Here is a 23,985-nt window from a genome sequence, read left to right as displayed (position 1 = left end):
TTTGCCAACTAATTTCCCATACAAGAGAGACGTACTATTTTCTATTGATTCTTAAAAATCTGTCAACATCTTTTATATTTTTAGAAAGAAATACATATTTATCTCCAGGAATCGCTCTAATTCTTATTTGTAAAACATCTCCAAGGTCAATAGATGGATTTACTTTATAATTTGTTGCACCTGAAATTGTAAAATTAAAATCAAAATTAGAATTTATATTTAGAGGCGCTTGGCCCTTCAATGTAATAGTTGACCCTAAAACATAATTGTCTAAAGATGTTTTAAGTGATCCAATATCAAAACCTTGTTTAAATAACTTCCATTCAGGAGAGAAAAACGGAGGAAAACTAGAAATTTCTCGCGATTTTATAGCAAAACTTTGATCCAAAATGCATGAGTTACATTCGGGAATAGAATACATTTTTGTGGATGCCTTTAAGTTATATATAGACTCATGTCCCGAACCACTTACATATGTCGAATTAACATTTTTATCAAAAATAGGGCGAATAACATATATTTTTATTCCATTTTGAGAATCAGACTTTAAGCTTATTGGACTCCCCCATGCCATTTTATTTTTAGGACCAAACAACGTCATGTCTTTTAAATTAATATAAAAATCACCCTCTTTGCCTATATTAGTGGCGGGGTCAACTTCGCCGGAAAGAATGGTCGCTCCAGGTGCTCCAGATGCTCCTTTTAAACTAAATGGTTTGCCCCATCCTTCACTTGATTTTGGGCCATACAAATCACCATTGGAAAGATTCAGATAAAAATCACCATTCGCTCCAATAACTGTATTTGGGACAGCTTTGCCACTATAAATAGTGCTTCCGTTAGCTCCATTTATTCCTTTTTCTCCTTTTTCTCCTTTTTCACCAGTTTCGCCTTGAGGCCCAATCGCGCCATCTTTCCCACATCCTATGAGAAAAAAAAGCGTCATAAATAAAAAAACAGATTTCATCATTATATATATAATTTCCTCAAAAATACTTATTTATCTATGTAAATAAAAACGAATAATTCAGAAAGATTAACGAAATATATGTAAGCTAATTAAAATGTCCTTCCAAGTGAACAAACCTCAAAAAGTTGGGCCTAATTTACGCAGTGTTTTTTGATATAATGAGCTCGGTATTCCACCAGTCTCTTCCATTTAAATTAATACGTATCCGTTGGTTATTATTATATTTAATATAGCCTTTAATCTCTTTTGCTAGTTGTAAAATTGAAATATACTTCTTAACATAAACAATTTTGACCTTAATACCCCAAAGAAGTTTTCAATAAATAATAGCATTGTCTAGACAATTCCCTTTTTTGGACATGATCTGAGGGATAGTAGTTTTCTTGGTCATCTTATTAATAATTGTATCAGACCTCCATGGTCTACCTCGATTATAAATTAACCCTGCAAATCCATCACGTTGAAATTTTTTATTCCATTGTAACATGACAGAAGGATGCTGGAAGGTCAGGAATGAAAATTCTGCCTTGGGATTTTCGTAATTACGCTCAACAAAATCTAGGAATAACGCACCAGCAACTTCAAATATTTTAGGTGTAAATACCCGGAAGTTCATTGCAATTCTTGTATTATCGGGTAGAATTGTTTCATTCTCCTGTTGCTCTTTGTATAAATCATGAAATTAAAACGAAGAAAGCGAATTGTTCAATAGAAATGAAACAACTCGCTTTCAATAGTCTATTTCTCCAATTTATAGTTTTTCCTCTGTTTTCTGGTTGTTCTCTGAACTTTCGGATTTACTTTCCCCCTGCTGTTCCAACTGCGTTTGTTTTTGCCCGGCCTCCGTTTGTTGGGACTGGTTCCCTTCAAGTTCCTCTGCCTTCACCCCTTTTGGATTACTCCACAGTTTCTTTTTATAGGCATCCAATTTCTCTTCCACTTTTCGACCATCCAATAATTGCGCTCCATTTTCAGATTCTTTTACGTTCTGTAACATCCCAGGTGACGATTCGCGTACAATCGTACTTGCAAATTTGTTTTGTACGAAGAAGTCGTCCATCGTCATATCATAGAGCCCCTTATCCGGATCCGAGATATCCACCTGCACCAAACTATACCGTAATTGTGGGAAATAGAGCCAAAAAGCAGGTGTTGCCCCAACCGATTCCGCCAATTCAGCAGAAGTCGTAATATTCATTAAGGGGGCTACTCCGATAATACGGGTCTCCAACCGGCTCCGTTGCTTATCAAAAAAGATATCTTCTTTCACCCGGAATTTCGTTACCCGACTCGGGTCAAATTCGTTAAGCGCCATTTTTGAGTCGATCTGATTTCCCTCACCGTCAAAGATGGGCACCAATACGCTATCTGCAAAACGTGCCATCCCCTCCTGAGCGCTTAAACGGCCTTTGAATGAATCATCATCAGGACTGTATAAGGAGAGCTTTCCTTTTTCAATCGCCTTCATCACCACTTCGATCAAGGAGTTTCCCGGGATAGCCAAGATATAATTTTTTTCATCTTTTAGGTCGATATCGCGCCATACCCGTTTGTAGAAACGAATATTCTTCTTGTTCACCTCAGGATAAGCAAATGGCACCGCATCTTCCATAGTATTTGCCTGATAAAATCCATCTGTTGTCGGAATCGTATCCGGGTTAACCTCGCCTGAGGCAGTTGGGATAGCTGAAATTACATTATTTAACGTATCCTGTGTTCTAGGAACCGTATCTATTGTTGTCTCTTGCTGAGCGAACAATGATCCAGTGACCAGTATCATGGCAACTGTCATTATTGTTTTCGTGTTCATCATTATCGATTTTATAATTTACAGCCTGAATTAATACTTACGTGTTTTACTTTGCACAGTTGGCATTTCAAATGCTGACATCACACAACGGAAACCGATGTAAGAATGCGGTTCGTAATCGACCGAATAATTCCGTGTCTCGCTATTCAACTGTTCGCCGTTGTCTTTCCAGGAACCGCCACGCACGACTTTTCTTTTCAATGCATCGCCATCCTTTGCATCGGCGTCGTATAATAATGCCGGGTTAAGGTCATTGACAAATACGACAGCTGAGGGGCTGTAGGCATCCAATGTCCATTCAGAAACATTACCGGCCATATTATAGACACCAAAGGCGTTAGGCATATAGGATTTAACAGGTAATGTGAAGGTTGCCCCATCGCGCGAGTAAGTACCTTCGCCCTGTTTAAAGTTGACCGCCAATTTCTTTTTGCCTTCAGTTCCATCAATTGTGTACCGCGCGCCAGCGATCGTATCCTGTGGATCTAATTTACCAGATGCGGCATATTGCCATTGTGCTTCCGTCGGCAAACTCAGGCTTAACTGATAGCCATTCAGGTAAGAGTTTTTCAATACTGTTGCCGCCATTTCGCTCGCGCGCCAGTCGGTAAATGCACGCGCTTGTCGCCAAGTTACGCCTACAACAGGATAGTAATCAAAAGAAGGATGTGTAAAATAATTCGCATCCAAAGAAGCTAATTGTGCATTAGGAAAATCTTTTGTCCAGATATCTTCCACTGGCATGACAGCAACGGAATCCGTTACATAAGCTTTTTTCATATTGCCTTTGGATTGCAAATACGAGAAGCGATATTTAATGACCTCCGGGTTGAGTGCGCGTCTATTTCCGCGCATTTCCAACATTGGTGCAAGACGCTCCTGAATACTTGGGTCATTGCTTTTCCATAAAGGAGATACCTTCTTGACTTTTGCCCAATTAATCCTGCGTTGTCCCACTTGTTCGCCCGCAATCTCCAAAAAGTACTGGTCATCCTGCAGGTAATCGGTAACAGCAACAGAATCCGCTACCCAATTGACAAATTCGCGGTACTGTTTATTGGTCACTTCAGCTTCGTCAATAAAAAAAGCACTTACGCTCACATTTTTTCCTACGTTGCCACTATCCAGAGAGCCTTTAAAAAGGATTGTTCCGGAGGGAATATAAACCATTCCCGGAGGCGCGGGCAACTTACCGCCACGGAAGGCATTCACCTTGGGCGCTTTATACATAGCGGAATTCGATTTACAAGCAGAAAAACCAATGGCAATGGCCAAAGCGAGTAATATCAGCACTTGGCTATTGCGGGCCTGTTTAACTATATTTTTCATGTGTTTATTTTAGATTAGAAAAAGATTAGCCTATTTACGATTAAATAAAGCGTATTTCACACCCAAAGAGACAAATCCGTATTGGTCGTTATTTTTATTCTTAATACCGTCGAGATTATCATTTGTCGTCAAAGTGTGTTGGTAGTTGATGTTTATACCCCATTGCGGTCCATATAGGGTACGACCAAATGGAATATCTACTCCTACGTTTAAAGGAACCACAAAATGAATCTCCCCCAGGTCGTCAGCTAGTTCGCCAGCTTGTTTAGCGATCCCTTCAGCGTAAGTGGCATCAAGCCGCCGCTCAATACGGTTTTTAACTAAACCAGCTCCAGCTCCAACATACACGTTGGAAAGAATCCGTGAGAATGTATTAGCTTGCAAAGTGTAATAGCTGTAATTGTTGGTATGTCCCATAAACTGCCCTATGCGGACTTTTCCATTTACATTTCCGGCGAAGTAGCGATTTTCGAACTCACTATTGTATCCATTGCCACTCAAAGTACCTTTTTCGCCATGCAAACCAACAGAAATAAAAGAACTGATTAGGTAGTCAGCCTCTCCATAAAAAGCAAATTTTGTTTTTACATTTGCCAGATCTGTTAAATTATAGGTTACCCCAGCACCTGCCCCTATACTCACAGGCCGCGAAAATTGCGCTAAAACAGTCCCTATACTGAAACATAATATCCCCATGCATGTACATAATAGTTTTTTTCTCATAGTGAGTTGATTAGTATTAAATTTTATCTAATCAAAAAACGACTTTTCGGAGGAATTATTGTAAACAAAAAGCCCAAGCTGAAAGTTTGGCTTGGGCTTTTTGTTTACATTGGAATTTATCTTTATTTAATGTTCAACCGATCTTTAAGATCTTGCCACATTTTAGCAAGACCGGTTTTCTTTTTCTTTCCTTTATCTCCATAACCATAGCCATAGCCATAGCCGTAGCCATAGCCACGAGCAAAATCTACATCATTAACTACTGCGGCAAGGTTTTTCAATTTGCCATCTACATAAAGTTCTCGCGGCACTTGCAATAAACGTTTGTCAAGATAATTAACACGGGATACATATAACGTTAGATCCGCGTTATGTGCAATCAATAATGTATCTGTAACCAAACTCACTGGAGCAGTATCCACCAAAATATAGTCGTAATGGCCCCGCGAGTATTTTATAACATCATCAAAATGACCATTCATCAATAGTTCTGCTGGATTGGGTGCAATGTAGCCTGAATACACTACATCAAAATCATAGTTCCCTGGTTTTTTGATAATAATATTGTCAACATTCATATCTGGGTTAATCAGAAACTGTGTAATTCCAACATTAGTGTGTTGCAAATGTGACAACCCTAAATAATCCAATACTTTTGGACTCCTAATATCTGCTCCGATCAATAGGACCTTTTTACCTGACATAGATAAAATCTGAGCAAGATTGGTAGTGACAAACGACTTTCCTTCACCAGAGATCGTTGAAGTAACAAATACTACTTTAGATGCATTCTTCAGATCCGCACCAAACATAAAATTCATATTGGTACGCAGAATCCGAAATGCTTCTGCCAAAGAAGATCGATCGTTAAGGTGGACAATAGTATCTTCCGCAGTAGGTATCTCTCCCAATACTGGAACCTTAACGATATCCTCAACGTCTTTTCTGGAATGTATCTTGTTATCCAACAAAAATTTCAAATAAATTATAGCAAAAGGAATGAATAACCCCATTATAAATGCTCCGAACAATACCAATGCCTTCCGAGGAGCAACGGGGATCCCATTACCATAAGCTGAGTCTATAATTTTCAAATTGTCAGGCGTGGCGGCAGCTTTAACTTCACTTTCCTCACGTTTTTGTAACAACAATAAATACAAAGACTCAACGATTTGCTGCTGCCTGGATATTTTTTTAAAGCCTTGTTCTTGACTAGGGATGGAACTTATACGCCCTCTAATTTCATTGGATTTTCTTTCAATACTATTTAGTGCTAATTGCGTTACATTTTGATAATTTTTAAGAGATTGACGAATATTCTTATCACTTTCGATTATACTTTCATTTAAAGCAATTACAGCCGGATTCTGCTCAGAAGCTGATTTCAACAGATCATCACGTTCTAATACCAATTTATTATATGCAGATATAGCAGTCCCAATAGAAGCATCTTGCAAACCAATATTGGATGGCAACAGCTTGCCGACCTCTTGTCCTTTCAGATATTCAGACATATGATCAACAAGTTTTAATTGCGTACGATATTCCAGAACTTTCTTATCGTTATCTGACGCATTATTTAGAAATACACCAGCTTCAGTAGCCATATCTACCATTGAGTTAGCAGATTTGAAATCTGCAGCCTCTTCGTCTGCCCCTGACAAATCCTTCGAAATCAACATTAATCGCTTATTAATAAAATCAGATGTCGCTCTTGTCATTCTTAGTTTATCATTGGTCAGATCGCTATTATAAGTATCGATCAATGTATTTAACACTAACTCAGCTTTTTTTCCCAAAGAAGAAACCATCGAAAAATTCACAATATAGGATTGCATTTCTTTACTTGGAGTTATAGCCAAGGAAAATAGATTATTATCGACGGCCCAGTTTTTAGGAATTATCGCAATCTCATAATCTGAATCCTTATTAATAGGGTTTTTTTGGTTTCGCTTAAATACTATGCTACTCTTTCCTATTTTAAATACCTTATTAAAAGGCAAATCAAATTTTTCCTTAGAAACTTGATTTATAACGTGTAGTTTCTGCTCGTTAGTCACTTTAACTTGCAAATTCGCAATTATTGAATCTTGATCTCCAAGAAGCTCTAAAAAAAATGGCATATCTCTTTCGAGCTTTTCCTGAGAGCGTATATTACCTTTTTCAGAATAGATAATGTTTAAATGATGTTGATCTACAACTTTACGCATTAGTCTTCTAGAAGAAAGCACTTCAATTTGATCTGTTACATAAGCCATTCTCGAGCCCCCAAATCCCATTGTGCTACTCAATTCCGCAATCCCAGCGAGTTCTCCTGCAGATGCGCTTCTTTCATCTTTTAATAAAATTTTCGCAGTAGTACTATAAGTCTTTTGTGCGTATCTTAAATATACAACAGCTATTCCCAAGGCTAGTATAATTGATAATACAAACCACCTCCAATAAAATGCATATTGTTCAAACAATTGCCTTAAATTAATCGTTTCTTCTTTATTATCTTTGATTTGTGTAGGTTGTAGTTCCATGAAAATTATTAACGGGTCAATACTGAAATTACTGTAATTATAAGACTAGCAATTGAAATAATGATATTTGAATTAGCACCTAGTTTAGAATTATCTATTTGCGATTTATTAGGTTCAACATAAATAACATCATTTTGCGCCAAATAATAATAAGGGGAATTTAACGTGTTTTGCTGGGTTAGATCTAAACGATGCATAGACTTTTTTCCATCTACCTCTCTAATTAATAACACATTCTTTCGAACCCCACGAATAGTCAAATCACCAGCCATACCAAGAGCTTCCAATACAGTAACACGCTCAGTAGGTAAAATAAAAGAACCCGGTTTGGCCACTTCCCCCAAAACAGAAATCCTAAAATTATTAAAATTCATATTGACACCAGGATCTTTAATATATTTTCCTAATTCTATTCTTAATTTTTCAATAGCTTGTATTCTGGTCAATCCTTCGACATGTATTTTCCCTAACATTGGTAAGGTTATATAACCTTGATTATCGACTGTATAGGTAGGGCGAAGCGCCATATCCACCGATTGAGTCATATTAGAGTTCGTCATAGAGCTAACTGGATTAAAGGGAACAGTCACCTTAGGATCAGCAGCAGTAACCACGATAGTCAAAATATCATTTTTTTGAATTCTAGGAATATATTGCTCATAGAGGTTGCTTATTTGCGTAGAATCTTGTTGAAGATACACCATATTCTTACGAGAGCCGCAAGAATTAAATATTATTAAAACTATTATAAATAGTCCTAACACAGAACAGTTCTTTAAAACTAATCGCATTCGTTATTTTATTTATTAAATTGATTTACTTAACAAAAGTATATTTTTTTATTTAGACTCTGTGCAAAAATACTAATTTTAAACATATCGCCATAGCTGACTCTGGTAAGCAAGATTTATGCCCAAAATCATTATACAATATATTTTTTATTACATTTTATATTATTACTCCTATAGATTTTTACTCGTAAAAACTTATCTTTGAAATAATTCTTTTAAAATTAATGAACAAACAGCTTCAAGAGATTTTTTTTCAATTATTACGTATTGGTTTGTGGAGGAAGGGTCAGCTTATAATCACTAAACCATTAGATGAACAAGATTGGTCACAGATATATGCTTTCGCTATATCTCATACTGTAGAAGGAATAATTTACGAAAGTTTTGAATTTCTTGACAATGAACATATTCCACCTCAGTCCTTAAGACTTAAATGGGCTGTCCGAATAGATCAAATAGAGCGCCATAATAGTCAAATGAATGCTGTGATCGCTTCACAGTATAAATCTTTTTCAGAAATTGGATTAAGCCCCATTTTGCAGAAAGGTCAAGGTGTTGCTCAATATTATACCAATCCTCTTCATCGCATTTGTGGCGATATTGACTGGCATTTCGAGGATAACGGTTATGCTAAAGCACGGAGCTATATTAAGGACAAAGGACTAGATGTACAAGACACAAAAAGCTTTAGTCTCCATTACAGCTGGCAAGGACAGTTTATAGAACATCACAAGCAACTATTTGATCTTCGCAGTCCACTCATCCAAAGATATCTTCGTTCTACCGCAAAACGATATCGTAGCAAACAAGGCAACTTAATAATTGGCGATGTATCAGTGCGAATTTTAGCTCCTGAACTGCAGCTCTTCCAAGTCAATTCACACATTTTAAAACATTTGATAACTTTTGGAATGGGATTGAGACAATTCTGTGATTCTGCAAGATTATATGCTTATTATAGTGACAGGATTGAACCAAAGGCATTAAAGGAAATATATCAAAAAACGGGGATTCTAAAATGGACACATTTATTACATCAAATTTTGGTAGACTATTTGGGATTACCAAAATCCCAGATTCCATTTGAATATCCAAAGTCCACGAACGCGACCTGGATGTTAGAGGAAATATGGCATGGTGGAAATTTTGGCTATTATGATGCTCGTTATGCTGATGGCAAAGTAAATAATTTAATTTCTATACATCCTGATGGCGCCAAAAGGCTTTGGAGAAATTTTAAGCGATATTTTCCCTATGCACCACAGGAAGCTATTTTTTTTCCGATTATGCATTTTTATTCAAAATTTCTAGGAATAGACAGAGATTAGAAATAAAAGGTCCCTTAGAATGTAAGAGACCTTTTACTTTATTTTGTAAAGACTTGTTGTATTTTAATGCGAATACGTTCCCTTTCACTCTCCGTCAAATTTGAACCGGAAGGCAAACAGAGGCCTTTATCAAATAACATTTCAGCAATATTGGTTCCATAATATGGTGTATTCGCAAATATTGGCTGCAAGTGCATCGGCTTCCATAATGGGCGTGATTCGATATTATCTTCTAACAAAGCAAGGCGCAAATCTTCGCGCGAAATACCTGTAATTCGCTCGTCCACAATAATTGCTGCTAACCAATGATTAGAGTAAAAATCTGAATTAGGTTCTGTGAAAACCTTAACACCGTCAATACTTTCAAATAGCTCAAGATAGAACTTCGTCATTGCACGGCGCGCTTCAATACGGTTGGTCAAAACTTCCATCTGCCCCCTTCCTATACCCGCACAGATATTAGACATCCTATAATTATATCCGATATGGGAATGTTGGTAATGAGGTGCATTATCACGTGCTTGAGTAGATAGAAATACCGCTTTATCTTTATCTTCTCGGTTATGGCAAACTAAGGCTCCGCCACCAGATGTAGTTATAATTTTATTACCGTTGAAACTTAGAACACCAAAACGGCCAAAAGTACCGCAATGCCTTCCTTTGTAAGACGATCCCAAAGCTTCAGCGGCATCCTCTATTACCGGGATATCAAATTCTTTTGCCACAGCAAGAATCTCATCCATTTTTGCGGGCATGCCGTACAGATGCACAACTATAATAGCCTTAGGTTTTTTGCCCTTGGCAAAACGATCTTTTATTGCTTCTCTCAAAGCTCGAGGACACATATTCCAGGTCTCGATTTCCGAATCTACAAACACAGGAACCGCTCCTTGATAAGCAATTGGGTTAGCTGATGCAGAAAATGTCATTGACTGACAAATCACTTCATCACCATACCCAACTCCACATTCTATCAATGCTAAATGTAATGCTGCGGTTCCCGCTGAAAGTGCAGCGATCTGAACGTCCGAATTTAGGAATTTCTCTAAATCATCTTCAAAGCCATTGACATTTGGCCCCAATGGTGCAACCCAGTTATTTTCAAATGCTTCATGAATGTATTTTAATTCATTTCCCCCCATATGAGGAGAGGAGAGCCATATTTTATCTGACATCGCTATTAAATTTATTGTTATCTTTTTATTATTCTTCCTGGATTACCCACAACTGTACATCCATCTGGTATATCTCTGATAATTACAGTTCCTGCACCTATCTTAACCCATTTTCCAATTTTTATTCCCTGGATTATACAAGCACCAATCCCAACATGCGTTCCCTCTCCTATATAAACATTACCAGCTAACGCCACATTAGGTGATAAATGTACAAAGTCTTCAATTATGCAATCATGATCCACGGAAGCGTTAGTGTTAATAATGCAATGTTCACCAATTTTTACATCCGTATTGACTGTTGCTCCAGCCATCACCACTGATCCATTTCCTAGTATACTTCTATTAGAAATATTTGCACTAGGATGGATAAGTTTTGAATATGTGAATGTTGAAATTTCATTCACTATCTTTTTCCTAATTTCGTTATTCCCAATTGCAACAATTGCTTTCGAATGTTCTTTCGGGATTTCGTGAAACACACTATATCCCAGTAAAGTAGATTTATTTAAATCAGTATCAATAAAACCGTTAATTTTGTTACCAGTGCATTCTGCGATTTCCGCAATCACCTTACCATGTCCGCTTGCTCCAAATAAATACATGACTCAAAAGTTAATTATTACCATTGAAGGGTTCAATTGTAACATGTCCATCAGCTGAAATTCCTTCTCGCTTGAATACTTTCTTAAATGTTGTAAAAAAAACATTTAAATCGGTAAGAAACGAAACATGATCTACATACCACACATCCAATTCAAACTTTTTACTCCAAGAAATTGCATTTCTACCGTTAACTTGCGCCCAACCGGTGATTCCAGGCCTAACTTCGTGGCGACGTCTTTGCTTTTCATTATATAAAGGCAAATATTGAACCAAAAGTGGTCTAGGCCCAATAATAGCCATATCCCCTTTGAGGACATTTATCAATTGCGGAATTTCATCAAGAGATGTTTTTCTTACAAAAGCGCCGATGGATGTCATCCTTGCTTCATCAGATAAAAGATTCCCATTATCATCTTTCTTATCATTCATGGTTTTGAACTTAATAATTTTAAAAATTCGTTCATTTAACCCGGGCCTAGCTTGGAAAAAAAAAGGCTTACCATTATTAGCAAAATAAAGACCTATAGTAATAATTATAAAAATGGGACTTAAAATAAGTAAGCCAAACAAAGCGATAACAAAATCGATCAATCTCTTAAAAAAGCGTTTATACATTGCTCAATTCTTTTTCTTTTAATAAACTTCTATACTCATTTAATAGAGAGTTCCAAATAACCTGCTGCTCATACCTAATATTTATTAATTTACGTGCATTTATTTTCATTTTTGTATAAAGCTCTCTATTCGATATCAATCCTTGCATTGCCTGTTTGATTGCTTCTACATTTTTAACAGGAATTATGAGCCCATTTTCTCCCTCAATAATAATTTCGTTACAGCCATTTATATTAGAAACTACAGAAGGTAATTCCATTGCCCCTGCTTGCATAACTACGTTAGGAAATCCCTCTCTATAACTCGGAAATACTAAAACGTTAGAAATTGAGAAATAAGGTCGCACGTCCTGTTGAAAACCTACCGTCAATATATTAGGATTTTCATCAATACTCTTTAAGGTTTCTTTATTCAAAGGATCCAATTCATTTTCAAATGGTCCAACAAGAAGCAATTTAGAAAAAGGAGAATTTAATTCACAAAATGCTTTAACAAGTTCATTTATACCTTTGTCTCCTACAAGTCTGCCAACAAATATAAAAACGAAATCTTCGTCAAAGATACCCAACTCATTTCTTAATGAATTTTGTTGTTCATTTGAAATATGATTTCTAGAAAAAAAAGATGTATTAATACCGTTTGAGGACCCCTCACCTATTACCTTTAATTTATTTAAAGATGTAAATTTATTCGAAAGAATAAATTCTAATAATCCTTTTGAGTTTGGGTATACACGAGTAGCGGCACTATAGGTTAGCCTCTCTATGTAATTAAGAAGCTTCCGCTTGCCGCCAGTTATCTCCATAAGTGGCATCCCCGCTACTGTATGTAAGCGTATTGGAACTCTTGCTAATTTAGCCGCTAGCATCCCAATAATACCCGCTTTAGGGGTATGGCTATGTACAATAGCAGGTTTCTCTTTTCTAAATAAAAGATAAGTTTTCCATAAAGATCTCAGATCTTTGAGCGGTGTGATTTTTCTAGACATTTCTATCGGAATCACTGATATCCCTTCGTCTCTTGCTACCTCATCCAATTCTTTCCCATTTGAAGAAACACCAATAACCCTAAACCCATTTTTTGACATAAAATGGTGCTGCCCTTTCAGTAATATTTTTAAGGATATAGGAACAGTTGTGATACGAATAATTTTAATATCGTTATTTGCAACTTCCGAATTTTGTTTGTATATCTTTTTCACTTAAAAGCTTTCCTTTTTATATTTCCCTTATTGTGTCAATAACCTACTAATCAAACAATAACCCCGCTTTTCCCATAGTACAGAGATAACCATTCTAGCAACTCTTTATCTAGAAAGAACGAGAATGAGACAAAAGCGAGTAAATATCAATATATCGCTTAACCATATTCTTAATATCATATTGGATCGCCTTCTGATAACATGTAGAAATTATTTGTTCTCTTTTTTCCAAGTCATTAACAGATATTCCAATTTGATACGCTAATTCTTTTGCATCACCAAAAGGAAATATCAATCCATTACCTTTCACGATTTCTCTTAATCCTTTAACGTCACTTGCTATAAAAGGTTTGCCAACAACCATGCCTTCAATGCTTGAGAGAGACAATCCTTCATATTTTGATGATAGCACGATGACGTCAGAAGTCTTTAGTAATCTAGGAATATCATCCCTTAGGCCCAAAAATAGAACTCTGTTTTCCAATGCTAAGGTCTTAACAAATGCAATATTATCTTCAAGTAGTGGGCCAGTTCCGACCAAGATCAACTTATAAATATCCGGTAAGTGTGTTAAAGCTTGAATTAGAGTCTTTTGATCTTTTGGGAAACGAAAACTTGATACTTGAATAAGTATCTTTGAATTAGGATCGTTAAAAAACTGACTTTTGGGATAAGCTTCCGCTTTAATAAACTTATCTAAATTGATTCCATTTTCTATTAGAATAACTTTTGATAAAGAATTTGCACCAAGATGAGCTTTTAACTCCTTATCTACATCTTGTGCTATCGAAATAATCGCATCGATATGTCTATATATAAATTTATCAACTATTCTTAATAAAAAACCTGATCGCCTCCTATTATTCGTGCTATGCTCGGTATAAATGAGTTTTCGTCGGCGAAATAGTAGTAAATTCGCTACTACTACAAAATATAAAGACGGGAATAAGTGAATATGTATAATGTCATAATTTCTAATAAGCTTTAAAAGTTTTACAATAACAAAAGGATTATATACAGAACCATTCCCCAACTCAAAAATCTTACCTTTTGTACTATTTTGAGCTTTATTATATAAAACATTATTTCTACTTGTTAAGGTAGCAATATCAATATTACAGTCAACATAAAATGGGAGACTTTCACAAAGCAAATTCTCTGCCCCACCCACACTTAAACTGTTAATCACTTGTAGAACTCTCATTTCAAATTTATTATATTATTAAACCAATTTGAGTAGTCAAAATTTGAAACTTTGAAATCAACCATCAATCCTTCCTTAATAGACAAAATAGCATCGCTTAGCGCTACAAAATCTCCTTTTTTAACAATAACCCCATTTGATTTGTCAATAACCCCGTTGAAATTAACACAATCTGTAGCTACAACGGGAGTTCCCAACACTAATGCCTCCAATACTACATTTGGAAATCCTTCCTTTATGGAAGATAAAACAAATAAATCAGCAACCTTATAATATGGATAAGGATTCTTGACGAACCCCATTAGTTTGACACATTTGCATAACCCCAATTCGGCAATTAAAGCTTCTAAATATCCTCGATAGCCTTTCTCTACAGTCTCCTCTCCTAATATGTATACATTGACGTTTGCTTTATGCTCAACAACAATTTTAATTGCTTTTATCAAATAGTCAAATCCTTTTGCAGAATACAAGCTTCCTGATGCAACGATAGTAAATGTACCTTTAACTATTTCCGGTTTATATTCAGAAGCTCGCTGCAAAATTTGCTTAACATTCACCATATTTTTTATAAAGAGCACCTTATTAGGCGATATTTTATAATATTTTTGAACTTCATTTTTCATTTCTCCCGTCTGACAAATTATATAATTACAGAGCCTTAGCGCAGATTTTGTGAAAAAAGATAAAAACTTTCCCTTCAATCCTTTATATAATTTATTACTTGGAAGAGTCGGCAGTCTATAAACTAACTGAAACTTTCTATTGAAAATTTTATAGAAAGTAAGAAAAAAAAGAATATGTTCAGCGGAAGTAAAAATAATATGCGGATCAATACTATCCAAAACATCTTTTAATTTAACCACCCCATTTTTAACACTGGAGGTATTCAATTTATAAACATCTAATTCCCTATCAATAAACGACAGATAATTATCATTTCCGTAAAATATCACTAGACTAATTGAATAGCTATTATCGTCCAAAGAGTTAATTATGTTTACCAAATTTTTCTCTGCTCCGCCGCCACTTAAAGAAGGGGTAACAAATATTATTCTATTTTTTAATAAATTTTGAGTCATCAGATTTTAATAGAATTGCCTTTTTCTGATCAAAAGAAAAGCCTTTCACCTTCATGTTCTTTTTCAATAAGCTTTCAAGTAATTTATCAGTTGTACCTATTATTTTGGCTGGATTAGAGCCAATCACTACATTATCTGGAAAGCTTTTAGTAACCACTGCACCGGCAGCTATCACAACGTTACTACCGATCGTAATACCTGGCATAAGTAAAACGTTATTTCCAATATAAACATTGTTTCCAATACTAATTTTACCAAACACATCCAAATCAGGGTATCTATCCCTAAAAATCCAAGCCCCCCCATGAGTAAAAAACTTTACTCCGTCAGTTATTTGAACATGATCGCCAATTTCTATTAAGTAGGGTTCTGAACCAAAATGACGAGTAGCTATCCAGCAATTTTTCCCAATTTTAACACCTTGTTTTCTAGCAAATTTTTCTGCCGACCAAAAAAAACGCTTATATAAAAAACTGATTCTCGAAATCATAAAATATAAAATTAAATCTAATTTTCTCCTTCACGTATATTTATTCCAAATTAATTGAGACATTTCCCTTGAAAGCCCCCCAAGGTTAAAAATCCTTTTCTGCGAATATTTATGTTATAAATATACTCTATACTATAAAAAAGAATCCTACGGTATATCTAATTACTTTGATAAGCTGAATTTTCTAGTATTAAATCCCTTAAATTTATTACTCAAATTAATTTTGGAATCAATCGAAATATTTCTGAACACAAAGTTAGGAGCTAAAGTATAGTCTTCATTTTTTCCTATAACCATGACAGGATCTCGATTAACATTCTTCATTTCAATATTCTCAAAAAGAACCTGGCCTTTTAGTTGTGCCACCTTTTTCGATCGTATTTTTTTACTAGAAAAAGGATTGACTTTTATACCAACCTCGTCTCCTGAACTTCGAAATCCAGAGACTGTAATATCTATTAAACTCGGGTTCTCTGAAAGATAGTTACTAAGAACGATTGAAACTCCTCTTAAATTATTCCTTGATGTGATATCTTCTAAAGTTATTTTTCCCAAATAATCTTTTTCAAAAGAATTTGGCTCTATATCAATTGCAGACATAGGGTGAACACCATTTTTAGTATCCTGAATTAGAATACCTTTTAAGCGAATATTACTACCGCTAATAATCGACACGCCGTTCCTACGATTATTCTTTATAATTCCCCCATTCACAAGCACGTTGTTCGTATTTCTTCCTGTAATATAAATTCCATCACCCCAAAATTTTGAAATTTCTGGACTTAGTATCGTAACATTTTTCGAATCTTTTATTTCGATCCCCATTCCCCATTCTCCAGCACTACCTATATGAGAATACCGATCTCCTTCGATTCTTACGTTTCGCAAAGTAATATTGTTCACACCCACTATATGTATAAGTGAATACCTTCCTTTTTTACTCGATTTTAATATCAGTTTTGATCGGTCTTGAAAAATTATATCTTGCCCGCTTCTCAATCTCAGTCCCTGATCATTTACTAGAAGAGGGAAATTAGGGAATAATACTGTTTGATTTTCATTTAAAGATTTTTGAATATAATAAGTATAATCGACTGTACCATCTTTTACACAATTAACAGGTAGGTAATCCAGCAAATTACGAGTTTGGCTAAATGCTATCAACGCATTTATATTAAAAACAATAATAAAAATTAAATTTTTCATAAGTTACATTTATCTAAATTTCAAATAGTAAAGAACATCAAGAGCTTATTATTAACCCCCAATCTGATATTACGGTTGATTCAAAAAGAAATAAATCAACAATAAGAAATAAAATATAATAAAGTAGACCTAATTTCCCCCCCAAACTTCTGGATTGTTCCAAAATCATTAGCAAGAAAAAAACACTAACATAATACATTAATCTTCCTGCAGCTAGATAAAATAAAGTAAAGGGAACAATAATAATAAAAGAGCTCAGTGAAAGTTTATACCAAAAACTCGAAGTACCCTTATCTCCATAAAATTTCATTAGGAATAATAGTGGGATATAACGAAGAAAAATAGAAATGTAAAAATTAACAGAGAGCTTACTTTCAAAAGAGTAACTATTAGTTCGACGCCCAATATCTAATTGTCCCAACACGTTAACACTTAGATATAAAATTCCAATACCAATTATTGAATAAATGATTATCCATTTGACAGAATTAACCTTAGAGATTAGAAAAATAATTATTAAAGGAAAAATGAAAGATGTATGGAAAAGAGTTGCTATTACAGCTCCTAGTAGAGGCTTTCTATTATAAATAGTACAAAATAAAAAAACAGATAAAGCTAACCCCTGCCGAATTTGATTAAAATACATCTGTGTCGCAAAATGGCTATGTAAGATGAATATCAATGCAACAAATATAAACATCCTGACATTGACCCTATTGACAGAAAATAAAAACATTAAGGTACTAATAAACAAAGTGAATCTTAATGCATTTTCAGGCTTGAATACAGCAACTATGGAAGTTGTGTACAATCGCCAAAGTGGCTCCTCAATCAAGTAGATTAGAAAACTATCAGCTTCTTCAAATTTTCGATAATAAAAATAGCTAAGATAATTATGGTCATCTTTAGCTATATCTAAATTTCTTGTGGATAATAATATTCCAATAGTCAAAAATAAAATAATGCCAATAAAACTGACTAAAGGATGAATTTTGACATCTAATCTTAAATTCCCCAAGTTATTCTTCGATAGCCCCAACATATAGATTTTGCTTTTTTATTAGTAACTCAACTATTTTTTAATACCTCTTGAAAGAGTTTCTCCCATCGATCTACTATTTTTTTGACGGAGAAGCGATTAACTGATTTTATTGCATTTTCAGCTAAGCATTTCCGCTTTTCACTATTTTCAATTAACTCTACAAGTTCATTCATCATCTCCTCCTTCTGTTGATTTTTCACCAAAATACCATCAAAATTATGGGTCATCATCTCGTTAGGTCCCGAAACTAAATCATAGCTGATACTCGTACAGCCTTGAGACATAGCCTCAACTAAAACCATTGGAAAGCCTTCCCATCGAGAAGATAATATGAAAATTGAAGATCTTCTTAATAACTCAGCCATATCCTTAACCTGACCTAGAAAATTGATTTTATTATTAATTCCTCTATCTTCCTCAATTTGTTTCAAATAGTTTAAACTTTGTGTATCAAACCCGCCGGCAATTTGCAATTTCCAGTCAGGATATTTATCAGCTATGCGCGCCCATATTTCCACTAGATTATCAAATCCTTTGTGATAATATCTTTTGATTGATCCAACTGCTAAAATTACCTTTTCCCTTTCTTCGTTATACTCTTCAATAGGATTGAAAGATAAGGGATTAGGCATAATAATTTTATTTTTTAATCTTCCTTTTAAATATTCAAAATCATGTTGAGTTAAAATTGTCAATTTATCAGCCAATCTTGAAACCTGAAATCTCTGGAACCACTCATATTTTGACATTTTCGTATCCAACGTATTATGTTCGGAAGCAATAATTGGTATACCGAGAAAACGTGTACCCAATAATACTTTTGTATTCATTTTATAAATAAAAGATATTATTACATCCGGCCTCTCATCTTTACTCAGCTGTCTAATATATGAAATTAGCTTATAACGATTTTTCAGTTTCTCATAAATATTCCTTCCCTTTCTAAAAGGGAAATATTTAACGTTAATTGATTTGTTTAGCTCATAAAAAGGCGCTTTCCCATCCATAATCGCTAAAGTCACAGAATAGCCCCTCCTATCAAGCTCATTAGTTACCACAGACATAACCCGTTCGGCCCCTCCCCCTCCCAAAGAACTAATAAAAAACAATAACTTCATAATCAATCAGTTATCTGTTGAACAAACTCTAAACACGAGGATTTTAACTTATCCGCATATCGAATATATCCTTTAGGATTTTTGATGTTCTCCCAATCAATCTTTTTAGGATCAAGCAAGTTGATCTCCTTTGAGATACTGTTATCCAATGATATCGGCTCAGTGGAGACTACATTAAGATGTTCTATTACTCCTTTAAGTCTAGACATCTCACTGCTTTCCGACAAACCTCCTCCTGAAATAAAAACAACAGGAGTACCCATCGCAATACATGGGAGTGCACAATGAATCCGCGAAGTGATAACTAACTTTGCTTTAGCATATCTTTTTAATAGATTTTCTGCCAATACAAATCTTTCTTCTTCGTTATAATCTTTGTTCGCGTAAGAATGCGTAACATATTTGGCTCTTTTCAAAATAGAGTCAGGAATTATAGACTTTATTTTCTTATCCCTTTTGAAAAGAGACAAAATCTTCCCTGTCTTTATTCCAGACAAAATTTTTCTAGGATATTCTTTATATTGAGTAAATAAATCGTCCTTATATAAAACGTCCACTATTAAAATTTCGTCACTTTTTTCTTCTGTTGCATAGTTAATATCCAACGTAGTAGTGAGACAAGAACTGTAATAAGCATTAATTCCCTTCTCCTGCAATAGTTTTACTGTCCCTGTATCTCGACATCCAATTGGAGAATATTTCTTTAAATATTCAACATTTTCATTTTTACTTAAGACTTTATTAGCGTGACTGGAATTTAAATGGAACGAAATAAAGAAAGGCTTCAAAAGATCTACAGGAGGCCAATGATCTGGTTCGTGCGTATACCATCCATTCATAATCACAGCTGTCTCCTCATTCAAATCCAACAAACTTAATGAATCTCGCTCAATTAATCTATCTACTCGGGGTAAATATTGTTTAGCAGCCAAGCTCTGAATATGATCACCAACATTAAAATGTTGATTTCTATCTTTATACGTAAAAAGTCCAAATTTCATTTTTATTATTCTTTATTTTTTAAAATCTTATTAAATTCTATATTTTTCAAATCACTAGCAAGAATTGTTTTTATTAAATCTCTATTTAAAAAACCAACAACACATATAGCTAATATAATATTGAAAGCAATCATATAATTGTTTTCGATATATCCTATAGCCGAAATCAAAATAAATAGAAGCACATATATAGAGAACATTCCATACGGAAAATCAATATTGAATACATTCTTAGATTGGTAAATTCTCAAACAAAGCAATACTATATATCCCAAAAGTATTGAAAAAGAAGCTCCAAAAAGTCCAAAATATGGTATTAATATCAGCGAAACTAAAACTGTACTTAACCCTCCGATTAAACTGCTTATCAAAAGTCCCTTTGTTTTCTTTGCACCCAAAAAACCTGTTCCATAGAAACTCGCAATAGAATTAAAAATTGTAGAAAGAATTAATATTGGGGTATAACGATACGCTTCAAAAAACTCTTCAGACACCGCAACCCTTATAAACACCTGATTTACAGAAACAATAAGAAAAGATACTGAAAAAATTAATAACAAATATTTTTTGAATACGCCTGAATAGTATCTATCTCTTTCATCAGATTCGTAAGTCAAAATCGATCGTTCTTGCCATGCCAAAGAAAAAATCCCTACTAACATAGTCATTATTGTAGGTATCTTATAGGAAATTGCAAAAATTCCATTCGCAAAAGCGCCAATATACAACAAAATAAAATATCTATTAGCAGATGACATAGCCCACCAACTAAGCGAGTTTGGCATTAGGGGAATAGAATATCTCAATAGCTCCTTTAAATGATTCCAAGAAAAGTAATTGAAAGAAATATATCTGTACATCTTTGCCCTAATAAATAGTTGAATACTAGTAATAAGTAAAGCGAAAATATTCGCTATTAATAGTGCTTCAACCTTTAAACTGGTAGTTGTTAATAATAATATTGACAACCCGAAATACAAAAAGGCATTAATTATACTATTTGAGGCATATAATCTATTAAATCCCATACCTCTAATCGTTTGTTGAAATAAGATATATACTACCTGTAACGCTAATTGAGTATTCAGATAAACAGAATAAGGAGATGGATTAAATATGTTATACCCTTGATAACAAACTGAAAATAAAACTATCGATAGAAAATAAAAAAAACAAATTGAGGTAATTGTTTTTTTTATCACAGAATCGTTATTTTCTGCCCCTAATAACCACCTTAACCCCGAATCCGAGAGTTGGAGTGATACCAAAGGAATCAAAAGATTTACCGATATAAGAATCAAATCAAATTGCCCAACCTGCTCCCGAGTAAGATAATAAGTTGTAAAGAAAACTAAAACAAAACCTATTAGTTTAGAAGACAGGTTCCCTATTGTATATATTAATGTCAACGATAGGAGACTACGATTTTTTTCTTTCATACTTCTATTTTGCAATTAAGATATCTGTATATATTAAGATCTTATAACCTACCCTCACATTTTGCATTTTCAAGAATCCCTTTTACATCATATATTATTGATAAATCTTTTCTTAGAGAATCAAAATCAATATTTAAAAACTCCCGATGAGCCACACCTAATACTAGTGCATCGAATTTTGTATCTGGCAACTTTGTAACACTTTCAATTCTGTACTCATGTTTAACTTCAGCCGGATTGGCCCAAGGATCAAAAGTAGTCACTGTAACACCGTAATCTTCTAAAGCTGCAATTACGTCGACAATCTTCGTATTACGAACATCGGGACAATTCTCTTTAAAAGTCACGCCTAACATTAATACTTCAGCGCCATTTACGTTAATGCCTTTTCTGATCATCGTTTTAACAACCTGAGAAGCAACATATTCACCCATTGAATCATTTAAGCGACGGCCCGCTAAGATAATCTCCGGATGATATCCGTGTTCTTGAGCTTTCTGAGCGAGATAATATGGATCTACACCAATACAATGCCCTCCTACTAAGCCAGGTTTAAACGGTAAAAAATTCCATTTGGTACCAGCAGCTTCCAATACAGCATGTGTGTCAATATTCAAAATATTAAAAATTTTGGCCAGCTCATTGACAAAAGCAATATTGATATCACGTTGCGAGTTTTCTATTACCTTAGCTGCTTCAGCAACCTTAATACATGGTGCCAAGTGTGTACCAGCAGTGATAACCTCTTTGTAAACAGCATCTACCTCTTCGCCAATTTCAGGAGTAGACCCCGAAGTTACTTTTAATATTTTCTCCACCGTATGCTGCTTATCACCTGGATTAATGCGTTCAGGCGAATAACCAGCAAAGAAATCTACATTGAATTTCAATCCAGATATTTTTTCCAAAACTGGAATACACTCTTCTTCAGTTACACCAGGATATACCGTAGATTCGTAAACAACAATATCTCCTCTTTTCAAAACTTTACCTACTGTTTCTGAAGCTTTATATAATGGTGTCAAATCTGGACGGTTATTTTTATCCACCGGCGTAGGTACAGTGACGACATAAAAATTGGCAGCTTCGATATCGACTAACTGATTTGAACAATACAATCCATTTACATTCGTATGAAAGGGATTTTCACCAACCAACACAGCTTCTAGGATATCATCTTCAACTTCTAAGGTTAAATCTTTACCCGAACGTAATTCATTTATACGTTTCTGATTAATATCAAAACCAACAACCGGAAACTTCGTTGCAAATAATCTCGCTAAGGGTAAACCAACATACCCCAACCCAATAACAGCTATTTTTTTCATTTTTTATATGCTTTTAATCTGATTAAATTATTTCAAATTGTTCCAGTACCATTTTACGGCCTCTTTCAACCCTTCACGGATGACGTGTGTAGGTTCGTAGCCCAACAACTGGCGAGCCTTATCAATTGAAGCTAATGAATGTGGAATATCCCCTTGTCTATTCGGACCGTGAATAATTTCTACTTGAGCAATTTCCGAATCATATTCAGTTAAAAACTCTTTCAGATAACCGACCAATTGATTCAGGGTGGTACGATCACCAACAGCTGTATTGTAAACCGTATTAACAGCATCCACGTTATCTGTTGTCATCGCAAGCTCATTCATCTGAATTACGTTATCAATATAAGTAAAATCGCGTGAGTAATCTCCTGTACCATTGATCACTGGACTTTCATGACTCATAAATTTCTTAACAAATAATGGGATAACGGCTGCATAAGCGCCATTAGGATCTTGGCGGCGACCAAAAACATTAAAATAGCGAAGACCGATTGTTTCTAATCCATATGTTTTAGAGAAGATATCTGCGTATAACTCATTCACATATTTGGTAATCGCATAAGGGGATAAAGGCTTTCCAATGACATCCTCAACTTTTGGAAGGCTCTCAGAATCTCCATAGGTAGAAGACGACGCTGCATAAATAAAACGTTTCACACCAGCATCGCGCGCTGCAACTAACATATTCAAAAAACCGGTCACGTTTACTTCATTTGAGGTCTGTGGATCTTTGATCGAACGTGGCACCGATCCCAAGGCTGCCTGATGCAAAACATAGTCTACACCAACAACTGATTTTTGACAATCCGCATTATTACGGATATCTCCTTCAATCAGTGTGAAATCTGTATTATTGATGTGCTGCTCAAGATTATGGCGATGTCCGGTTGCAAAATTGTCCAAGACAACAACCTGGTGCCCTTTACCTAAAAAATACTCTACGAGATTAGATCCTATAAATCCGGCCCCGCCGGTAATTAATATTTTACTCATTTTATT

22 protein-coding genes are annotated in these 23,985 nt (G+C 34.8%); 1 reads left to right on the top strand and 21 read right to left on the bottom strand.

Annotated elements, in window-relative coordinates:
- Window positions 1–34: 34 nt before the first annotated feature.
- The 7 genes from ABDW32_RS13120 to ABDW32_RS13090 form a co-directional block, all read right to left on the bottom strand.
- Complete coding sequence (locus ABDW32_RS13120) at window positions 35–970, bottom strand: hypothetical protein (protein ID WP_343563076.1); 936 nt, start codon at window positions 968–970, stop codon at window positions 35–37.
- Between the two features lie 316 nt (window positions 971–1,286).
- Window positions 1,287–1,586, bottom strand: a complete 300-nt coding sequence (locus tag ABDW32_RS13115) for a hypothetical protein (RefSeq protein WP_343563074.1) — start codon at window positions 1,584–1,586, stop codon at window positions 1,287–1,289.
- 135 nt (window positions 1,587–1,721) lie between these two features.
- Entirely contained in the window at window positions 1,722–2,783 is a 1,062-nt protein-coding gene (gene gldN / locus ABDW32_RS13110; RefSeq protein ID WP_343563072.1) for a gliding motility protein GldN, read from the bottom strand.
- 27 nt (window positions 2,784–2,810) lie between these two features.
- Window positions 2,811–4,109: an SUMF1/EgtB/PvdO family nonheme iron enzyme gene (locus ABDW32_RS13105; RefSeq protein ID WP_343563070.1), complete on the bottom strand. Its 1,299-nt coding sequence runs from the start codon at window positions 4,107–4,109 to the stop codon at window positions 2,811–2,813.
- A 30-nt stretch (window positions 4,110–4,139) separates the two neighbouring features.
- Window positions 4,140–4,832, bottom strand: coding sequence for an outer membrane beta-barrel protein (locus tag ABDW32_RS13100; protein WP_343563068.1), 693 nt, complete (start codon window positions 4,830–4,832; stop codon window positions 4,140–4,142).
- A 122-nt stretch (window positions 4,833–4,954) separates the two neighbouring features.
- On the bottom strand, window positions 4,955–7,357 hold the full coding sequence (locus ABDW32_RS13095; protein ID WP_343563066.1) for a polysaccharide biosynthesis tyrosine autokinase: 2,403 nt from the start codon (window positions 7,355–7,357) through the stop codon (window positions 4,955–4,957).
- An 8-nt stretch (window positions 7,358–7,365) separates the two neighbouring features.
- A complete protein-coding gene (locus ABDW32_RS13090; RefSeq protein WP_343563064.1) occupies window positions 7,366–8,148 on the bottom strand; it encodes a polysaccharide biosynthesis/export family protein in 783 nt (260 codons plus the stop codon).
- A gap of 224 nt (window positions 8,149–8,372) precedes the next feature.
- Here ABDW32_RS13090 and ABDW32_RS13085 point away from each other — a divergent pair, with 224 nt between their 5' ends.
- The gene (locus ABDW32_RS13085; RefSeq protein ID WP_343563062.1) at window positions 8,373–9,476 is read left to right on the top strand and encodes a nucleotidyltransferase family protein; all 1,104 of its coding nucleotides are present in this window, start codon (window positions 8,373–8,375) and stop codon (window positions 9,474–9,476) included.
- 38 nt (window positions 9,477–9,514) lie between these two features.
- Here the strand turns inward: ABDW32_RS13085 and ABDW32_RS13080 are convergent, their stop codons facing one another.
- The 14 genes from ABDW32_RS13080 to ABDW32_RS13015 form a co-directional block, all read right to left on the bottom strand.
- Window positions 9,515–10,651: a DegT/DnrJ/EryC1/StrS family aminotransferase gene (locus tag ABDW32_RS13080; RefSeq protein WP_343563060.1), complete on the bottom strand. Its 1,137-nt coding sequence runs from the start codon at window positions 10,649–10,651 to the stop codon at window positions 9,515–9,517.
- A 17-nt stretch (window positions 10,652–10,668) separates the two neighbouring features.
- Window positions 10,669–11,256 (bottom strand): acetyltransferase, encoded by a 588-nt coding sequence (locus ABDW32_RS13075; protein ID WP_343563058.1) that lies wholly within the window; start codon window positions 11,254–11,256, stop codon window positions 10,669–10,671.
- 10 nt (window positions 11,257–11,266) lie between these two features.
- Window positions 11,267–11,872, bottom strand: a complete 606-nt coding sequence (locus tag ABDW32_RS13070; RefSeq protein ID WP_343563056.1) for a sugar transferase — start codon at window positions 11,870–11,872, stop codon at window positions 11,267–11,269.
- On the bottom strand, window positions 11,865–13,073 hold the full coding sequence (locus tag ABDW32_RS13065; protein WP_343563054.1) for a glycosyltransferase family 4 protein: 1,209 nt from the start codon (window positions 13,071–13,073) through the stop codon (window positions 11,865–11,867). Before ABDW32_RS13065 ends, ABDW32_RS13070 begins: the two co-directional genes overlap by 8 nt.
- Before the next feature lie 109 nt (window positions 13,074–13,182).
- The gene (locus ABDW32_RS13060) at window positions 13,183–14,277 is read right to left on the bottom strand and encodes a glycosyltransferase (RefSeq protein WP_343563052.1); all 1,095 of its coding nucleotides are present in this window, start codon (window positions 14,275–14,277) and stop codon (window positions 13,183–13,185) included.
- A complete protein-coding gene (locus ABDW32_RS13055; protein WP_343563050.1) occupies window positions 14,274–15,359 on the bottom strand; it encodes a glycosyltransferase in 1,086 nt (361 codons plus the stop codon). Before ABDW32_RS13055 ends, ABDW32_RS13060 begins: the two co-directional genes overlap by 4 nt.
- The gene (locus tag ABDW32_RS13050; protein ID WP_343563048.1) at window positions 15,334–15,849 is read right to left on the bottom strand and encodes an acyltransferase; all 516 of its coding nucleotides are present in this window, start codon (window positions 15,847–15,849) and stop codon (window positions 15,334–15,336) included. Before ABDW32_RS13050 ends, ABDW32_RS13055 begins: the two co-directional genes overlap by 26 nt.
- A gap of 162 nt (window positions 15,850–16,011) precedes the next feature.
- Window positions 16,012–17,055, bottom strand: a complete 1,044-nt coding sequence (locus tag ABDW32_RS13045; protein WP_343563046.1) for a right-handed parallel beta-helix repeat-containing protein — start codon at window positions 17,053–17,055, stop codon at window positions 16,012–16,014.
- Window positions 17,056–17,092: 37 nt separating this feature from the next.
- Complete coding sequence (locus ABDW32_RS13040; protein WP_343563044.1) at window positions 17,093–18,097, bottom strand: EpsG family protein; 1,005 nt, start codon at window positions 18,095–18,097, stop codon at window positions 17,093–17,095.
- A 26-nt stretch (window positions 18,098–18,123) separates the two neighbouring features.
- Entirely contained in the window at window positions 18,124–19,215 is a 1,092-nt protein-coding gene (locus tag ABDW32_RS13035; RefSeq protein ID WP_343563042.1) for a glycosyltransferase family 4 protein, read from the bottom strand.
- Window positions 19,216–19,217: 2 nt separating this feature from the next.
- Window positions 19,218–20,216 carry a polysaccharide pyruvyl transferase family protein gene (locus ABDW32_RS13030; RefSeq protein WP_343563040.1) on the bottom strand — a complete coding sequence of 333 codons (999 nt, stop codon included), beginning with the start codon at window positions 20,214–20,216 and terminating at the stop codon, window positions 19,218–19,220.
- 5 nt (window positions 20,217–20,221) lie between these two features.
- Entirely contained in the window at window positions 20,222–21,655 is a 1,434-nt protein-coding gene (locus tag ABDW32_RS13025; protein ID WP_343563038.1) for a polysaccharide biosynthesis C-terminal domain-containing protein, read from the bottom strand.
- Window positions 21,656–21,696: 41 nt separating this feature from the next.
- Window positions 21,697–22,983: a nucleotide sugar dehydrogenase gene (locus ABDW32_RS13020; RefSeq protein WP_343563036.1), complete on the bottom strand. Its 1,287-nt coding sequence runs from the start codon at window positions 22,981–22,983 to the stop codon at window positions 21,697–21,699.
- Window positions 22,984–23,010: 27 nt separating this feature from the next.
- The gene (locus ABDW32_RS13015) at window positions 23,011–23,979 is read right to left on the bottom strand and encodes an SDR family oxidoreductase (protein WP_343563034.1); all 969 of its coding nucleotides are present in this window, start codon (window positions 23,977–23,979) and stop codon (window positions 23,011–23,013) included.
- Between the last annotated feature and the right edge of the window lie 6 nt (window positions 23,980–23,985).

This window comes from Sphingobacterium sp., from assembly GCF_039596235.1.
Lineage (GTDB): Bacteria > Bacteroidota > Bacteroidia > Sphingobacteriales > Sphingobacteriaceae > Sphingobacterium.
This window is presented reverse-complemented; position numbering and strand designations above follow the sequence as displayed.

Coding starts and splice junctions, on each gene's coding strand:
- ABDW32_RS13105 (WP_343563070.1), bottom strand. CDS start 4,109: ATGAAAAATATAGTTAAACAGGCCCGCAATAGCCAAGTGCTGATATTA.
- ABDW32_RS13040 (WP_343563044.1), bottom strand. CDS start 18,097: ATGTTGGGGCTATCGAAGAATAACTTGGGGAATTTAAGATTAGATGTC.
- ABDW32_RS13120 (WP_343563076.1), bottom strand. CDS start 970: ATGATGAAATCTGTTTTTTTATTTATGACGCTTTTTTTTCTCATAGGA.
- ABDW32_RS13090 (WP_343563064.1), bottom strand. CDS start 8,148: ATGCGATTAGTTTTAAAGAACTGTTCTGTGTTAGGACTATTTATAATA.
- gldN (WP_343563072.1), bottom strand. CDS start 2,783: ATGATGAACACGAAAACAATAATGACAGTTGCCATGATACTGGTCACT.
- ABDW32_RS13115 (WP_343563074.1), bottom strand. CDS start 1,586: ATGAACTTCCGGGTATTTACACCTAAAATATTTGAAGTTGCTGGTGCG.
- ABDW32_RS13030 (WP_343563040.1), bottom strand. CDS start 20,216: ATGAAATTTGGACTTTTTACGTATAAAGATAGAAATCAACATTTTAAT.
- ABDW32_RS13045 (WP_343563046.1), bottom strand. CDS start 17,055: ATGAAAAATTTAATTTTTATTATTGTTTTTAATATAAATGCGTTGATA.
- ABDW32_RS13095 (WP_343563066.1), bottom strand. CDS start 7,357: ATGGAACTACAACCTACACAAATCAAAGATAATAAAGAAGAAACGATT.
- ABDW32_RS13060 (WP_343563052.1), bottom strand. CDS start 14,277: ATGAGAGTTCTACAAGTGATTAACAGTTTAAGTGTGGGTGGGGCAGAG.
- ABDW32_RS13020 (WP_343563036.1), bottom strand. CDS start 22,983: ATGAAAAAAATAGCTGTTATTGGGTTGGGGTATGTTGGTTTACCCTTA.
- ABDW32_RS13070 (WP_343563056.1), bottom strand. CDS start 11,872: ATGTATAAACGCTTTTTTAAGAGATTGATCGATTTTGTTATCGCTTTG.
- ABDW32_RS13050 (WP_343563048.1), bottom strand. CDS start 15,849: ATGATTTCGAGAATCAGTTTTTTATATAAGCGTTTTTTTTGGTCGGCA.
- ABDW32_RS13015 (WP_343563034.1), bottom strand. CDS start 23,979: ATGAGTAAAATATTAATTACCGGCGGGGCCGGATTTATAGGATCTAAT.
- ABDW32_RS13025 (WP_343563038.1), bottom strand. CDS start 21,655: ATGAAAGAAAAAAATCGTAGTCTCCTATCGTTGACATTAATATATACA.
- ABDW32_RS13080 (WP_343563060.1), bottom strand. CDS start 10,651: ATGTCAGATAAAATATGGCTCTCCTCTCCTCATATGGGGGGAAATGAA.
- ABDW32_RS13100 (WP_343563068.1), bottom strand. CDS start 4,832: ATGAGAAAAAAACTATTATGTACATGCATGGGGATATTATGTTTCAGT.
- ABDW32_RS13055 (WP_343563050.1), bottom strand. CDS start 15,359: ATGACTCAAAATTTATTAAAAAATAGAATAATATTTGTTACCCCTTCT.
- ABDW32_RS13075 (WP_343563058.1), bottom strand. CDS start 11,256: ATGTATTTATTTGGAGCAAGCGGACATGGTAAGGTGATTGCGGAAATC.
- ABDW32_RS13085 (WP_343563062.1), top strand. CDS start 8,373: ATGAACAAACAGCTTCAAGAGATTTTTTTTCAATTATTACGTATTGGT.
- ABDW32_RS13035 (WP_343563042.1), bottom strand. CDS start 19,215: ATGAAGTTATTGTTTTTTATTAGTTCTTTGGGAGGGGGAGGGGCCGAA.